The organism is Acidovorax temperans (assembly GCF_006716905.1).
Classification (GTDB): domain Bacteria; phylum Pseudomonadota; class Gammaproteobacteria; order Burkholderiales; family Burkholderiaceae_C; genus Acidovorax; species Acidovorax temperans.
In genome coordinates this window covers 274,820-289,428 of sequence record NZ_VFPV01000002.1, presented here as the reverse complement: position 1 = coordinate 289,428, position 14,609 = coordinate 274,820, and the positions used below count along the sequence as shown (strand labels likewise).

The 14,609-nt window shown below is 65.8% G+C and carries 14 protein-coding genes and 3 pseudogenes; 6 read left to right on the top strand and 11 right to left on the bottom strand.

The annotated features are described in order from the left end of the window. Window positions 1-2 precede the first annotated feature (2 nt). Genes ahbB (BDD18_RS09420) through BDD18_RS09400 form a run of 5 tightly spaced genes read right to left on the bottom strand, consistent with a single transcriptional unit; the run spans window position 3 to window position 3,703 of the window. Window positions 3-485 (bottom strand): siroheme decarboxylase subunit beta, encoded by a 483-nt coding sequence (gene ahbB, locus BDD18_RS09420; protein WP_066694061.1) that lies wholly within the window; start codon window positions 483-485, stop codon window positions 3-5. Beyond that, window positions 466-972: an Lrp/AsnC family transcriptional regulator gene (locus tag BDD18_RS09415; RefSeq protein ID WP_142082892.1), complete on the bottom strand. Its 507-nt coding sequence runs from the start codon at window positions 970-972 to the stop codon at window positions 466-468. The genes ahbB (BDD18_RS09420) and BDD18_RS09415 overlap by 20 nt, the downstream gene beginning before the upstream one ends. Continuing rightward, window positions 959-2,077 carry a siroheme decarboxylase subunit beta gene (gene ahbB, locus BDD18_RS09410; protein ID WP_244939050.1) on the bottom strand — a complete coding sequence of 373 codons (1,119 nt, stop codon included), beginning with the start codon at window positions 2,075-2,077 and terminating at the stop codon, window positions 959-961. The genes BDD18_RS09415 and ahbB (BDD18_RS09410) overlap by 14 nt, the downstream gene beginning before the upstream one ends. Further along, the gene (locus BDD18_RS09405) at window positions 2,055-3,266 is read right to left on the bottom strand and encodes a cytochrome D1 domain-containing protein (RefSeq protein WP_142084018.1); all 1,212 of its coding nucleotides are present in this window, start codon (window positions 3,264-3,266) and stop codon (window positions 2,055-2,057) included. The genes ahbB (BDD18_RS09410) and BDD18_RS09405 overlap by 23 nt, the downstream gene beginning before the upstream one ends. 20 nt (window positions 3,267-3,286) lie before the next feature. Continuing rightward, a complete protein-coding gene (locus BDD18_RS09400; protein WP_338071802.1) occupies window positions 3,287-3,703 on the bottom strand; it encodes a c-type cytochrome in 417 nt (138 codons plus the stop codon). 165 nt (window positions 3,704-3,868) lie between these two features. Here BDD18_RS09400 and cobA point away from each other — a divergent pair, with 165 nt between their 5' ends. Both cobA and BDD18_RS09390 read left to right on the top strand, forming a co-directional pair. Beyond that, window positions 3,869-4,744, top strand: a complete 876-nt coding sequence (gene cobA / locus BDD18_RS09395; RefSeq protein ID WP_082758768.1) for a uroporphyrinogen-III C-methyltransferase — start codon at window positions 3,869-3,871, stop codon at window positions 4,742-4,744. Between the two features lie 228 nt (window positions 4,745-4,972). Continuing rightward, window positions 4,973-5,803 (top strand): annotated as a pseudogene (locus BDD18_RS09390) (IS630 family transposase); the annotation flags it as partial. A gap of 105 nt (window positions 5,804-5,908) precedes the next feature. On the opposite strand, the gene tnpA reads toward BDD18_RS09390, so the two are convergent. Beyond that, a complete protein-coding gene (tnpA, locus tag BDD18_RS09385; protein WP_026437438.1) occupies window positions 5,909-6,340 on the bottom strand; it encodes an IS200/IS605 family transposase in 432 nt (143 codons plus the stop codon). 121 nt (window positions 6,341-6,461) lie between these two features. On the opposite strand from tnpA, the pseudogene BDD18_RS09380 reads away from it, so the two are divergent. Continuing rightward, window positions 6,462-6,716 (top strand): annotated as a pseudogene (locus tag BDD18_RS09380) (IS630 family transposase); the annotation flags it as partial. Between the two features lie 49 nt (window positions 6,717-6,765). Here BDD18_RS09380 and BDD18_RS09375 read toward each other — a convergent pair. Continuing rightward, window positions 6,766-7,478, bottom strand: a pseudogene (locus BDD18_RS09375) (IS5 family transposase). 266 nt (window positions 7,479-7,744) lie between these two features. On the opposite strand from BDD18_RS09375, the gene BDD18_RS09370 reads away from it, so the two are divergent. Beyond that, window positions 7,745-8,629: a gamma-glutamyl-gamma-aminobutyrate hydrolase family protein gene (locus BDD18_RS09370; protein WP_066784549.1), complete on the top strand. Its 885-nt coding sequence runs from the start codon at window positions 7,745-7,747 to the stop codon at window positions 8,627-8,629. 218 nt (window positions 8,630-8,847) lie between these two features. On the opposite strand, the gene BDD18_RS09365 is transcribed toward BDD18_RS09370, so the two are convergent. After that, entirely contained in the window at window positions 8,848-9,849 is a 1,002-nt protein-coding gene (locus tag BDD18_RS09365; RefSeq protein ID WP_142082889.1) for an IS1595-like element ISCsp2 family transposase, read from the bottom strand. Window positions 9,850-9,901: 52 nt separating this feature from the next. Here BDD18_RS09365 and BDD18_RS09360 point away from each other — a divergent pair, with 52 nt between their 5' ends. Both BDD18_RS09360 and BDD18_RS09355 read left to right on the top strand, forming a co-directional pair. After that, window positions 9,902-11,176, top strand: a complete 1,275-nt coding sequence (locus tag BDD18_RS09360) for a putative DNA modification/repair radical SAM protein (protein WP_142082888.1) — start codon at window positions 9,902-9,904, stop codon at window positions 11,174-11,176. A gap of 15 nt (window positions 11,177-11,191) precedes the next feature. Continuing rightward, window positions 11,192-12,052 carry a TIGR03915 family putative DNA repair protein gene (locus BDD18_RS09355; protein ID WP_142082886.1) on the top strand — a complete coding sequence of 287 codons (861 nt, stop codon included), beginning with the start codon at window positions 11,192-11,194 and terminating at the stop codon, window positions 12,050-12,052. A gap of 90 nt (window positions 12,053-12,142) precedes the next feature. Here BDD18_RS09355 and BDD18_RS09350 read toward each other — a convergent pair whose 3' ends face one another. The 3 genes from BDD18_RS09350 to BDD18_RS09340 all read right to left on the bottom strand — a co-directional run bounded on the left by BDD18_RS09350 (window position 12,143) and on the right by BDD18_RS09340 (window position 14,284). Next, window positions 12,143-12,613, bottom strand: a complete 471-nt coding sequence (locus tag BDD18_RS09350; protein WP_044397661.1) for an FKBP-type peptidyl-prolyl cis-trans isomerase — start codon at window positions 12,611-12,613, stop codon at window positions 12,143-12,145. Between the two features lie 146 nt (window positions 12,614-12,759). Next, entirely contained in the window at window positions 12,760-13,863 is a 1,104-nt protein-coding gene (locus tag BDD18_RS09345; protein ID WP_142082885.1) for a pirin family protein, read from the bottom strand. 145 nt (window positions 13,864-14,008) lie between these two features. Next, window positions 14,009-14,284 (bottom strand): hypothetical protein, encoded by a 276-nt coding sequence (locus BDD18_RS09340; protein ID WP_142082884.1) that lies wholly within the window; start codon window positions 14,282-14,284, stop codon window positions 14,009-14,011. Window positions 14,285-14,609: the final 325 nt, after the last annotated feature.

The following is a 14,609-nucleotide window of genomic DNA, read 5'->3' as shown; positions in this document are numbered from 1 at the left end:
GGTCAGTCTTCCTTCAGGCGCAGGCCTGTTTTTTTGAGCACCGCACTGGAATACAGAATGTCGTGCTGGCGGCAGTGCGGCCCCAGCAGTTGGGCAAGTTGGGCGGCCTGCTCGGCCACTTCATCACGGCTGCGCCCATGCAGCATGGCGAACAGGTTGTAGGGCCACACCGGCAGGCTGCGCGGGCGCAGGTAGCAGTGGCTCACCCCCGGCAGCTCGGCCACCTGGCGGGCCAGGGCGTCCACTTCGGCATCGTCCACGTCCCACACGCTCATGCCGTTGGCAGTAAAGCCCAGTTTGTAGTGGTGGGGCACGGCGCCAATGCGGCGCACCAGGCCGGTGTGCAGCAGTTCGGCCAGCCGCTGGCGCACGCGCTCGCCGCTCACGCCCAGGGTGGCGCCCACGGCGTCATACGGGCGGGGCACCAGGGGCAGGCCGGCCTGGGTGGCGGCGATCAGCGCGCGGTCAAACGCATCCAGCGCCATGGGGCACCTCCAGCGGTGGGGGCAGCGTTTCGCCGGGGGGCAGCAGCGGCAGGCGCAGCTCCACGCGGTATTCGCGCTCCTTGGGAAAAGCGTGCACCTTCAGGCCCGTGGTGTCTTCAATGCGCTGCAGCACCTGGGTGGCCTGCGCGGGCGATTCGGCGGCCACCACAAACCACATGTTCAGCGCGTGTTCACGCCGGTAGTTGTGGGCCACCTCGGGCAGGGCGTTGACCTGTGCAGTCACGGCGTCAAATTGCGCTTCGGGGGCTGACAGCGCGGCCAGCACAAATTGCCCGCCTGCGCGTTCAATCTGGAACAGCGGGCCAAAGCGGGTGAGGTAACCGTCATCCAGCAAACGCTGCAGCCGCTGCAGCACGTCCTGCTCGGTGGTGCCCAGCGCCTGGGCCACGGCGGCGTAGGGCTCGTCCACCAGCGGAAAGCCGCCGTGCAGGTAGGCCATGAGCCGCAGGTCTTCAAGGCAGGGCATGGGCCACTCCTTGCGCGATGGGGGCTGCGGCGGCAAACCGGCGCCCGCCCGTCTGCTTGAAACGGCGGCGCGAAAACAGCACGGCGTGGGGCTGGTGGGCCAGGCCGCTGCGCTCCAGGGCGCTGGCCACCACCTGCTCCACCGCCTGCCGGTGTGCGCCGTGCACCATGCAATACAGGTTGTAGCGCCAGCCGGGCGCGCGGGCGCGGCGGTAGGCCAGCGTCACGCCAGGCTGGGCGGCCAGGGCGCGGCCGGCGGCGTCTACTTCGTCGTCGGGCACATCCAGCACCGTCATGGCATTGGCGGCAAAGCCCAGCTCGTGGTGGCGCACCACCACGCCAAAGCGGCTGAGTACCCCGGTGTGCAACCACTGCTGCAAGGTGGCCTGCACCTGCGCGGTGGTGGTGCCCAGGGCCTGCGCCCACTGGGCATAGGGCTGGGCCACCAGGGGCAGGCCGGCTTCGGCCAAGGCCGCCAAGGGCCAGTCGGCATCGGCCAGCTGGGCGCGGGGCGCCACCTGCGGGGGCTGCAGGGCGCAGCTGCCCACCTGGGCGGCATGTTGCGGGCCGGTGGTCAGCTCGGACGAGAGGTCAAACGCCAGGTCGATCCGGTAGGGCTGCAGCATGGGCAGGCGCAGCGCCGTGAGGCCGGTGTCCGCCTCCAGGCTGGCGATGGTGCATTCCACCTGGGCGGCGCTGGGGCCGGTGACCACGAACCACAGGTTGTAGGCATTCTCCCGTTCGTAGTTGTGGTTAACGCCCGGGTGGGCCGACACCACGGCGGCCACGGCTTCGAGCCGCTCGGGCGGCACCGCCATGGCTGAGAGGATGGAAGCACCGCCGCTGCCCGGCGCAAACACCGCGCCAATGCGGCTGAGCGCGCCTTCTTGCGCCAGCTGGCGGTAGGCCTGCAGCACCTGCGCGGCAGATAAATCCAGCGCCGCGCCCACCACGGCAAAGGGCTCGTCGCACAGCGGAAAGCCGCGCTGCCACGCGTTGAGCAGCGACAGGCGCTGCGCGGGGCTGGGTTGGAAACCGGTGCTGCCCAGGGCAGGCGCAGCAGGGTCGGGCACGGCCTGCATGTCAGAACCCCATGCGCTGGGCACGCGAGGTAAAGAAGATGCCGCTGGGGGCGTCCACCGCCAGCGTGGCCAGGGTCTGGCGCGTGGCAGTGTCGATGACGCGCACCAGGTGGTCATCGCGGCAGCTGATCCACACCGTATCGCCACGGGGTGTGAATTCCATGTGCAGCACGGCCTTGCCGGGCCGCAGCGTGTCCACCACGCGCTGGCTGGGGGTGTCGATGACCTGCACCCGGTCGTAATCGGGCACGGCAAAGTTCACCCACACCTGGCGGCCATCGGGCCGGGCCATCACGAACACGGGCTGGCCCGCCACGGGGATGCGGCCCACCTCTTGCCAGGTGGTGGTGTCCACCACCAGCACCTCATGGCGGCCAATGGCGGGCAGGTAGGCGTGGCGCCCGGCCACGGCCCAGCCGCGCAGGTGCGGCATTTTGTACACCGGCAAAGGCTGCTGGCCTCGGCCATAGCCCGCCAGAATGCGCCGCACCTTGGGCTGGGGCTCCCACAGGTCCACCATGGCCAGGCCGTCTTCACCGAACAGGCCGGCGATGTAGTGGCGGCCATCGGGCGTGACCAGCGCGTCATAAGGCTGGCGGCCAATGCCTTCGAGGGTGTGCACGCGGGGGCGGGTGGGGTCGGAGCAATCGGCAATGCAGATCGCATCGGCATCGAACAGGCTGTAGGCAAAGCGGCGCTGAGGCAGGTCCACCAGGCCGACAACGCGCGAGCGCTGCCCGTTTCCATAAGTGGCGGGCAGGTCGGCCAGCAGCTCCAGGGTTTTTGCGTCAAACACCTTCACGCCGCCGGGCACGTAGTTCTGGGCGGCCACCAGCGTGCCGTCGGCACTCACGGCCCCGCCAATCGAGTTGCCGGCCTGCATCACGCGGTGCACGATGCGTTCGCGCAGCAAGTCCACCTGCGTGAGGCCGCCATCGCGGCCAAACACGTAGGCGTAGCGGCCATCGCGCGAGAACACTACCGAGGCGTGCGACAGATCGCCCAGCCCGGTGATTTCGCCCAGCAGCGAGCGGTCGCTGGTGTTGACCACCGTGATGGCGCCCCGGGCACGCTGGATGACCACGCCCAGGTCGCCGGTGCCACGCAGGGCGGCTGGTGATGCTTCCGCAGCGCGGCCATCGGCCAGGGCGGCGCAGCCACTGGCCCACAGGGGGGCCGAGGCCATCAGGGTCAGCAGCCCACGGCGTTGCAGGGGCTGGAAGGCGGGTGGGTTCATCGCGCAGGTCTCCGGGATTCTTCAGGAAAGCCCTCGGCCAGCTGCTGGGCCACCCAGTGGGCTTCTTCGAGGGTGAGCATGGCGCTCCAGCCCGGCATGGGGGTGCCGGGGCGACCGCCGTAGATGGTCGAGGCCATGGACAGCAGGGGTTTGCCCTCCAGCGCCTGGGGGGTGATGGCGGGGCCCAGCCCCCCCGTCAGCCGCATGCCGTGGCAAGAGCCGCAGTCTTGCCGCACCATGCGCACCAGGGCGCTTTGGCGCTCTGCACTGGGGGCGGGGACAGGGACGGGCGCTGGCGCAGGCTGCGCCAGGGCAGCGCCTGCGGCCGCCCAGCCCACCCACCCCAGCAGGCAGCAGCGCAGCAGCGCGGCGCGCCACGGGCCGGGCCGGAAAAAGCGGGGGATGTGTGTCATGTCGTCACCGTGGGAGCGTGGGGCGCGCAACACAGGTTGCGGCAACCGCCTTCAATGGACGCATCCTCTCGCGTGTTGGAAGCGCCGACCTTGAACTAAGTCAAGGTCGGGCCGGGCATTGCGTTTAAACATCGGGCCTGTTCCCACCACACAACGAGATCCACGATGAGCTTCCAGAACACCGCCCCGGGCGCTGCAGCGGCAGACCAGCCCGCAGGAGAAGGCCCCACTGCGCCCGTGGTTTCCCCCGTGGGTCATGTCACGCTGGTGGGCGCGGGCCCTGGCGACCCGGAGCTGCTCACCCGCAAGGCCTACCGGGCGCTGCAGACCGCCACGCTGGTGCTGTACGACCACCTGGTCGGCCCTGCCGTGCTGGACTGCATTGCGCCCGGCGCCGAGCGCATCTACGTGGGCAAGGAATCATCCCGTCACACCCTGCCGCAGGAGCAGATCATCGAGCTGATGGTGCGCCTGGCGCGCAGTGGCCGCAACGTGGTGCGCCTCAAGGGGGGCGACGGTTACATCTTTGGCCGAGGGGGCGAGGAAGTGCAGGCCCTGGCCGAGGCCGGCATTGGCTTTGACGTGGTGCCCGGCATCACCGCGGCGCAAGGCGCGGGCGCGTCGGTGGGCATTCCGCTCACGCACCGCGACCACGCCTGCACCCTGGTGTTTGCCACCGGCCACCTGCGCGAAGACCGCACCGTGGGGCTGGACTGGGAACTGCTGGCCCGCCCTCGCCAAACCGTGGTGATCTACATGGGCGTGGGCGCCCTGCCCGCCATCTGCAGCCAGCTCATCGCCCACGGCCTGCCTGCCGACACCCCCGCCGCCGTGGTGGAAAACGCCACCCTGCCCACCGAACGCTGCCTCACAGCCACCCTGGCCACCCTGCCCGCCCTGGCCGTGGCCGAGAAGGTGCAGCCGCCTGCCCTCATCATGGTGGGCCAGGTGGTGCAACTGCACCCGCTGCTGGCGCGACCAGGCACCGTGCTGCAAACAGCGCAAACGGCCCAAGAGGCCAAAGAGCTCGCCTCCGCCTGACTGAAACGCTACTATTTTGATAGCTGCCAGCGCTTACCCAATAAGCGCCAGGTGCCAATTTCAGGCTCTTCTAGCGAATAGTAGTGATGGAAATCGCCGCACGTCTGTAAACGACGATTTCGACGTACGACATTTATCGAGTGCATCACTAGTGTGGTGTCTCAAAAATAGATAGAACTATTTTGACCGGTGTTGGTCGAATCAGCTTCCTTATAGGAGACTACGCTGATGGCCCACCCTGGACGCCCCGCCACGAAGCTGCAGATCACCGATGCCGAGCGCGCAGAGCTGCATGCGCGACTGCGCGTACGCAAAGCGCCCGAGGACGAGAAGCTGCGCATGCGAATCGTGCTGGGCTGCGCAGATGGGGAGTCAGGCACCATGATTGCCCAACGCTTGGGCACGACGGTGCAAACTGTCTCCAAGTGGCGGCGGCGCTACCGGGCGTATCGTCTGGCGGGTTTGACCGATGCCCCGCGCGCTGGCCGCCCGCGCAGTGTGGGCGACGAGCAGGTTCAGCTCATTGTGGACAAGGTTCGCCAGAGCAAGCCTGACAACGCCACGCACTGGAGCGTGCGCCAGATGAGTCGGCACGCTGGCGTATCGCCCGCGACGGTGCAGCGCATCTGGCATGCCTTTGGGCTGAAGCCGCACCTGCAAGAAACCTTCAAGCTATCGACGGATCCCCATTTCGTGGACAAGGTACGGGATGTGGTGGGGCTGTATATGGCACCACCCGATCGCGCCTTGGTGCTGTGCGTGGACGAGAAGAGCCAGATCCAGGCTCTGGATCGCACCCAACCAGGGTTACCACTGACGTTTGGCAAACCCAGCACGCGCACGCACGATTACAAGCGCCATGGCACAACGTCGCTGTTTGCAGCGCTGGATGTGGCCACTGGCAAAGTCATAGGACAGCTCAAGCGCCGTCACCGCAGTGTGGAATTCCTGCAGTTCCTCAAAGCCATCGATGCAGCGGTGCCTGGCGAACAAGACATCCACCTGATCATGGACAACTACGGCACGCACAAGACGCAGGCAGTGCGGGCCTGGGTAACCATCCCCCGGCAAAGCCGGGGGCATTCGGGATGTGAGCCGCTCAAAGCGGCTGTAAGGGGTCGCTAACGCGGCCCCTCATTCTTGGGGCCACCTATCGGTGGCTACTCACCTCCATAGACCGAGTTGGTCCAACCTCTCGTCTTCCTTCTCCTGGTTTCGGATGTACTCCCGTATCACCGCTTCGTCGCGTCCCACCGTCGAGACGAAGTACCCTCGCGCCCAGAAGTGCTGACCCACGAAGTTGCGCTTTCGCTCTCCGTACACCCGCGCAAGGTGGATTGCGCTCTTGCCTTTGATAAAGCCCACCACCTGCGACACCGAGTACTTCGGTGGGATCGACAGCATCATGTGCACGTGATCGGGCATCAGATGCCCCTCTTCAACCCTGCATTCCTTTTGCGCGGCCAACTTTCTGAATACCTCACCCAGGTGTTCGCGTAGCTGCTTGTACAGCGTTCGCCTTCGACACTTGGGGATGAAGACCACGTGATATTTGCAATCCCAGGCCGTGTGACTCAAACTTTCATACTTGTCCATCGTGTTTCTTCCTTTCGTTTGCTTGGCGGCTCACGATTGAAAGTCTCTACGGTGGACAACCTCCTGAAAAGTCAAACTTCTACTGCCTCCCCGGCAGAGCCGGGGGGCCTCCTTTTGGTAGCTAGCAGCCCATCCTCGCTACCACGTTCACTTCACGCCCACCTCAGCGTCCTGGCTCAATCTGGTCGAGCGTTTCTTTAGCCAGATCAGCGAGCAGTGGATCAAGCGCAGCGCCCACACCAGCGTTGCTCAGCTGGAGCAATCCATACGGGAATACATTGATCGTCACAACGAGGATCCCAAGCCGTTCGTGTGGCATAAAAGTGCGGACACCATCTTGGCATCTGTGGCGCGGGCAGCGAGCTCTATTATTTGATGCTTACTTTTGAGACACCACACTAGCATTCGCTAGGACGTGTTGAGAATCAGCGAGAGTTGATAACCCCAACTGCGAGATAGATCATCGCTGCGAAGCTGCTATCGGTCTTGTCGCTGCGCATTGCGATACGTTTGAACTCCTTGAGCTTGCAAAAGAAGTTCTCGATCAAGTGGCGCCATTTGTAGACCTCCCGATCAATCTCCAGTGGCGCTCTCCTGCGGGGCATCTGTGAGATCACCACCTGCGCCCCGCGCTTACCCAACTCCTGGATCAGCCAATTCACATCGAAGGCCTTGTCGGCAAGCAAGGCATCAAAGCGCACATCGGCAATCAGCTCTCTGACCCCTTTGGTGTCGTGGCGCTGCCCTGGCATCAAGACGAACTTCACCAGATTGCCCAATGCATCCGTCAGCGCCAGTATCTTCGTGGTCATGCCGCCCCTCGAGTGGCCTATGGCCTGGCCCGAAGTCCCCCTTTTGCCCCCTGGCCGTGCCGATGCACTTTCACAATCGTGGCATCCACCATCGCATATTCCATGTCCGGCTGCTCGCTCACTGCATCGAACAGACGTTGGAACACATCGGCCTTAACCCAGTCTCTAAAGCGTTTGAACACCGTGTTCCACTTGCCGAACTCTGGCGGCAGGTCTCGCCAGGGGCTGCCTGTGCGGGCAATCCACAGCACTGCCTCAACGAAGCGGCGGTTGTCTGTGCCGCTGCGTCCAGGATCACTTGGCTTGCCAAGGCATTGAGGCTCCATCTTGGCCCATTGCTCGTCTGTCAGTACCCATCGAATGCTCATGCGCCTATTGCATCACAGCCCTCCGAGCCGTGGTGCTTGATTCTCAACAGCCCCTAGAAGAGCCCAATTTCATTCAAATACCCAAGGAGCCCCTTCAGAGGGCGGGTGAAGGCCTGCGGGAGCCGCGCAAAGCCGACACTTTCCTACACCGCTGCGGCAAGGGCGGTGCTACAACAGAGGCTGGCCTGTGCGCACCCACCGCCCGCGCACCCCACCCGCTGCCCATGCCCAACGCACCCCGCCTCAAGATCGGCCTGTCGGCCTGCTTTCAACACGCGGATCCCACCCGCCCACTGTTCACCAACAAAACACTGCAATACGTCGAGCAGTCCATCGCGCACTGGCTCATGTCCGCCGGGGCCATGGTGGTGATGGTGCCCTGCCCCACGGGCGAGACGGCGCGCGGCGACGTCACCCTGCAGCACTACGCCGAATGGCTGGATGGCGTGGTGATGCACGGTGGCGCCGATGTGTGGCCCGGCAACTATGGCGAAGAACCCCTGCGCGAGGAATGGATTGGCGACCGCGTGCGCGACATCTACGACCTGGCGCTGGTGAAGGCCTTTGCCGAGGTGGGCAAACCCATCTTTGGCGTGTGCCGGGGGCTGCAGCTCATCAACGTGGCCTTTGGCGGCGCGCTGTACCAGGACATCGAAACCCAGCACCCCGGCGCACTGCAGCACCGCAACGCCGTGGCCTACGACCAGCATTTCCACGACATCCAGATCGTGCCCGATTCGCGCCTGGCACAGCTCTACCCCAACCTGCCCCGCGCCCGCGTCAACAGCATCCACCACCAGGGCATCAAGCGCGTGGCGCCCGACTTCGTGGTCGAAGCCCTGAGCGAGCCTGACGGCGTGCCCGAAGCCATCCGCGTCAAACCCGCACCGGGCCGCGGCTACATCGCCGCCACGCAGTGGCACCCCGAGTTCCACAAGCTGGGCTCGGACACGCTGGACGACACCGCAATTCTGAACGACTTCCTGGCCGCCTGCGCCCACGCCAAGGATCACCCGGTGCGGCCGGGCAAGCCAGCGGGGCTGCGGGACCGGGCCACACGGTTGTTGCGGGGAGCATTGCGACGTGACCGGAAGGCGGCTGGGCAGTGAGAACCTGTTCAAAGACGGCCATGGCATTAGAAAGAGCCTGAGCGCATCCATTTGAAGCCTTTTTGGCCCCAGCGCTCATTGGGCAAGCGCAAGCAGCTATCAATTCAGGAGTAAAAAACTCCACTGGATTTTCCCCAGGCTGGCGTCAGGCATTGCATTCACTGTAAATTCATAAGGGGTATCTATTTAGCTCCAGCAGCCCCGTTGATACTGTGATTTCATCCAGCAATGGTATCCGATTGGCTCTCCCCGGTGTTCTTGCTCACGACATCCCCATACGTCACTGGCGGCGTAACCACCGCTTGCTGCAGCAAGCGGTAAAACAGCATCCCGCGTGAGTTGGATGTGCGCCGGTTGAAACGGAACACGAATTCATCGAGATAGGCGTCCAGGTGGTCTGGCTGTACAGAGCCATGATGTGTTCCCAGCACCCAGCGCTGTACCAGTGAGGCGACCCGGTGCACTCCCGCCATGGAGACATGGGCAGGTACGCCTGAGCCGAGCATGACGGTGCGCTGGTGGGTGTAACCCAGTTCTCCCAGAGCGCGGTATGCCGCCGAACCATCCGTGCGTACCTGGGCTCCAGGCTCGACCACCTCCTGCACAAAGGGGATTACGTGGGTGGCGGCGTCTCGGTCAATGCGGCGTAACCGGATGCGCCCAAACCCCTTGGGCTCCACGATCTCCACCGCCATGACCATCAACACTTTGGTGGTGCTGCTCTTGCGCCCTGCAGGGGTGGCGGGATTCTTGCGATCCGTGATGGACAGGTACGTTTCATCCACCTCCACAAGCCCCTTGAGCTTGTCCCGGCCCGGGCGGACCATGGCACGTCGAAACCGGTGCAGCATGGTCCAGGCGGTCTGGTAGCTCCCCAAACCCAATACGCGCTGCAGCCCCAGGGCGCTCACGCCTTGTTTCTGATTGGTCAGGTACCAAGCTGCAGCCAGCCAGACACGCAGCGGTGTGCGCGTCTTGTCAAAGATGGTTCCAGATGTCACTGTGCCTTGGTACTGGCATGAGCGGCACATCAGGCGGGTGCGGCTGGCGCGGTACACATCGCCAGCGTTGCCGCAACGCGGGCAGACGAAGCCTTGGGGCCACCGAAGCTTCTCCAGGAACGCCTGGCAAGCCTCTTCGGTGGCAAACCAGTCAAGAAATTCGTTCCAGGTGCGGGGGTAGCCCCGTCCAGGAGTTGGCGTTAGCATCTGGGTTTCCATCCAGCTATTCTGATGCCACTGGAGCTAAATAGATACCCCTTAAATTCATACAGTGAACCTGCAATCCAAACTCGCCATCCTGGCCGATGCGGCCAAGTACGACGCATCCTGCGCATCGAGCGGCGCTGCGCCGCGCAACTCGGTGGGCGGGCGCGGCTTGGGGTCCACCGAAGGCATGGGCATCTGCCACAGCTATGCGCCCGATGGCCGCTGCATTTCGCTGCTCAAGATTTTGCTCACCAACTTCTGCCAGTACGACTGCCTGTACTGCGTGAACCGCGTGACCAGCAACGTGCCCCGCGCGCGCTTCACGGTCGATGAGGTGGTGCAGCTCACGCTCGATTTCTACCGCCGCAACTGCATCGAAGGGCTGTTCCTCTCCAGCGGCATCATCCAGAGCCCCGACTACACCATGGAGCAAGTGGTGGAGGTGGCCCGCGTGCTGCGCGAGGAGCATGACTTTCGCGGCTACATCCACCTCAAGACCATCCCCGACGCGTCGCCCGAGCTGATGCAGCGCGCGGGCCGCTATGCGGACCGGCTGTCGATCAACATCGAGCTGCCCACCGCCGAAGGCCTGCAGGCGCTGGCGCCCGAGAAAAACAGCGCCGCCATCGACCGATCCATGGCCCGCATGGCGGTGCACATTGGCGAATCGCGCGCGGCGCGCAAGGAGCAAGCCGCGCAGGCCATCGTGTCGATGCCGCAATCGCGCACCACGCGCCGGGCCAGCGCGCCGCTGTTTGCGCCCGGCGGGCAAAGCACGCAGATGATCGTGGGGGCCGATGCGACGGACGACCGCACCATCCTCGCCACCAGCGCACGGCTGTACGGCACGCACCGGCTGCGGCGGGTGTACTACTCGGCCTTCAGCCCCATCCCCGACGCCGCGCGCGCCCTGCCGCTGGCCGCGCCGCCCACGGTGCGCGAGCACCGGCTGTACCAGGCCGACTGGCTGATGCGCTTTTACGGCTTCACCCACGATGAGATCGTTCCCCCCTCTCAGGTGGGCATGCTGGCGCTGGACATGGACCCCAAGCTGGCCTGGGCGCTGGCGCACCGCGAGCGTTTTCCGGTGAACCTGAACACCGCCCCGCGCGAGCTGCTGCTGCGCGTGCCAGGCTTTGGTGTGCAGACGGTAGACCGTCTGCTGGCCGCCCGCCGCGTGCGACGCCTGCGGCATGCCGACCTGGCGCGGCTGCATGTGCCGCTCAAAAAGGTGCTGCCGTTTGTGGAGGCGGCCGACTACCGCCCCGGCCGGGCTTTGGAGGCTGCTGATTTGGCTGCGCACCTGGCGCCGCCGCCGGTGCAACGCAGCCTGTTTTGAGCCGGAGCGGAACACATGCAGCGCAACACCATCACGCTGGAGCACCCCACCGACTGGCAAGGCTTTCGCACCGCCGCACGCGCCCTGGTGCAAGCCCACGTGCCCCCGCAAGCCGTGGACTGGCGCTGCCAGGCCGATGCCGCTGAAGATCTGTTTGCTCCAGAGGCCGCCAGGCACAACGCCCTGCCACCGCCAGCCCCCGATGCGCCCCCGCTGCGCGTCCCCCCCGACTTTGTGCGCCTGTGCGAGCAGCTCATCCTGCACCGCGACCCCGCCCGCTTTGCGCTGATGTACCGCCTGCTCTGGCGCATGGCGCAAGGCGGCGATATGGCAAGAGCAGCGCGGCACGACCCGCTGGACGCAGACCGCATGCAGGCCCACCACATGGTGCGCGCCGTGCGGCGCGACATGCACAAGATGCACGCCTTTGTGCGCTTTCGGCCCGTGGTGGAGCCGGATGGCAACACCCTGCACATGGCCTGGTTCGAGCCCGACCACTACATCTCCGAGGCCAACGCGGGCTTCTTCACCCGCCGCTTCACGCAGATGCGCTGGGCCATCCTCACGCCCGACGCCAGCGTGCGCTGGGACGGTCAGCAGCTGCACACTGGCCCCGGCGCGCAGCGCAGCGACGCGCCACCGCCCGACGCGGGCGAGGCGTTGTGGCTCACCTACTACCGCCACATCTTCAACCCCGCGCGGCTCAAGCTCACCATGATGAAAAAGGAGATGCCCACGCGCTACTGGCACAACCTGCCTGAGGCCGCGCTCATCACCGAACTGGCGCAGACCGCGCACGAGCGCAGCGCGAAGATGGTGGAGGCCGAAGCCTCCGTGCCGCGCAGGCGCATCGCGGGCAAGGAAACGCGGGCGTAAAAAAGCCACCCGGCTGATGCCCAACAAGGGCTACAGCGGGGTGGCGGTGGGCTGGATTCGCGTCAACGACTCAGCCAGCAAACCCTGGCATCAATGCTGGTGCCCGTGCGCGCCATGCACATGGCGGTGGGCAATTTCTTCAGCGGTGGCTGCCCGCACGGCCGTGACCTTGCAGCTGAACTTCAGCGCCTGGCCCGCCAGGGGGTGGTTGCCGTCCAGATGCACTTCAGGGCCCTTGATCTTGACCACGTTGAACACGGCGGGCTGACCGTCGTTGCCCACGCCTTGCAGCTGGCCGCCCACCTTCACGCCGGGCGGAAACTCGCTCTTGGGAATGGTGCGCACCAGGCTCTCGTCGCGCGCGCCAAAGGCGTCTTCCACCGCCAGGTCCAGCGTGGTGGCAAAGCCCACGGCCTGGCCTTCCAGCGCGGCTTCCACCTTGGGGAAGATGTTTTCGTAGCCACCGTGCAGGTAGGCCAGGTTGCCCGAATCCAGGGGCTTGCCCTGGGGCGTGGTCACCTTGTAGGTCAGGGTGACGGCGGAGTCTTTGGTGATGTTCATGCGCCCGATTTTCCTCCAAGGGATGTCCTGTATCACCTTCGCGAGTCGGTGATAGTGCGGATCGGGATGGGCCGCAAGGCGCTTTTTGCAGCCAATAGCCCGGCTATTGGCAAGAAAAGCAACACAGCGGACCGCCCGAGACCGCGCTATCGCGGATCGCAGGGAGTGATGCAGGCCATCCCAGGCGCCGCCACTGGGCTGGGCACCTCGTCCTGCGTCTGCCCCGGGTAACGCGCAAAGCGCCGCGCCTCAGGCCCGTGCACCGGGTCGCTCTCTGCCCAGGGCCAGCCGCCGAACTGGGTGCGGCGGTAGTCCTGCATGGCCTGCATGATTTCCTGCTGCGTGTTCATCACAAAGGGGCCGTACTGCGCCACGGGCTCGCCAATCGGGCGGCCTTGCAGCAGCAGGCATTCCACGGCCGTGGTGCCGGTGTTGACCAGTTCCCAGTGTTGCGAGGCAACCACTTCCAGCGCCGCGTGGTCGCGGATGGCCTGCGGGCCCACGGCCAGGCCGTCGCCCACAAAGTAGTACAGCATGCGGCGCGTGCCCTGGCCGGTGGCGGCGGGCAAAGTCCAGCGTGCGCCGGGCTCCAGGTGCAGCGTCCAGATGGCCACGTCGCTTTCCGGTTGGGATGCCCAGGACTCGGGCGGCGGGCTCAGCGGTGCGTTGGCACCGGGCAGCGCACCGGCCACCACGGTCACGGTGGTCAGGTGGCCGTTGGCGTCGCGGTGCTGCAGGCGGGGAATGCGCTCGTTCCAGAGCATGGTGAAGTGCGGCTCCACCATCTTGCTTTGGGCGGGCAGGTTCAGCCAGATCTGGAAGAGTTCGAGCGGGTTGGGCTCGGTGGCGTTGAGCAGCGGGAACATTTCCGAATGCTGGATGCCCTTGCCCGCCGTGACCCACTGCACATCGCCCCCGCCAAAGCGGGCGGCTGCGCCCAGCGAATCGGCATGGTCGATGAGCCCCTTGCGCACCAGCGTCACCGTTTCAAAGCCGCGGTGCGGGTGGCCCGGAAAGCCGGGCACGGTCTCGCCGTGGTACATGCTCCAGCCGTCCTTGCGGCTGAAGTCGCTGCCGATCTGGCGGCCTTCCAGCGGCACGGCGGGCGCAAAGGCGCCATCGCCTGCGGGGTAGGCGTCGTCGTGGTGGGCGCAGAAAAGGAAGGGGTCCATCGTGGGCCACAGCGGGCCCAGGGGCTGGGCTTGCAGCACGGGCAGCGGGGCGGTGGCAGCGGTGGTGGGCGATGTCATGCAGGGCTCCTGGTGGAATGCGCCACCCCCAACGGGCGGCCGATAGCGTGAATATGGGGCCAACCGGGCCAGCGCAACAGTGCGGCGGCTGGAACAGTGCGGTGCATGCAGTGTGACAGTGGCGCCGGGCAGCCGCACCGGGCGGTCAGCGCACGCCCTGCTGCGTGGCCAGCTCGGCCTCGGTGCCGGGTTTTATCCAGGCCACGCGGCTTTGCGCACCGGGCAACTCGATGGGAGGGATGTGGGCGGCTTCCGCGCCCATGGGCTTGGCCCAGCCGCTGGACAGGACAAAGCGGTGGGTGCGCCACGCGTCACCACGGCCCAGCAGGGCGGAGTGGACCAGCAAGGGCTCGATGACAAAGGCCACCGACGCCATCCACAGCACGGCCGCCAATGCCAGGGCGGTTTTGAACAAAGGCACGCTCGGCTGCTGCGTTGCGGAAAGGTTGGAGGCCGGGCTGGGCTCTGGGCGAGAGGCCTTTTGGCGCGCCCACGCCAGCCAGGCCGCCTGCCAGCAGCCAACGCACCCGGGGGCTGATCAGTGGAACATCGTGGGACTGAAGGTGGCGCCATTCCAACAGCTCCTCACCCGGCGGAACGGACGGCGGCGAGGCCGGATGAGACGGGGTAGGCGCGTGGGCAGAGGTCAACATGGGGTGGCAAGAGACAGGCGATGGCGGTGGCCCGCAAAGGGGCGCCCGAGAACGCCACCCGAGGCGTTTATGCCATCTTTTGGGCCTCTAACG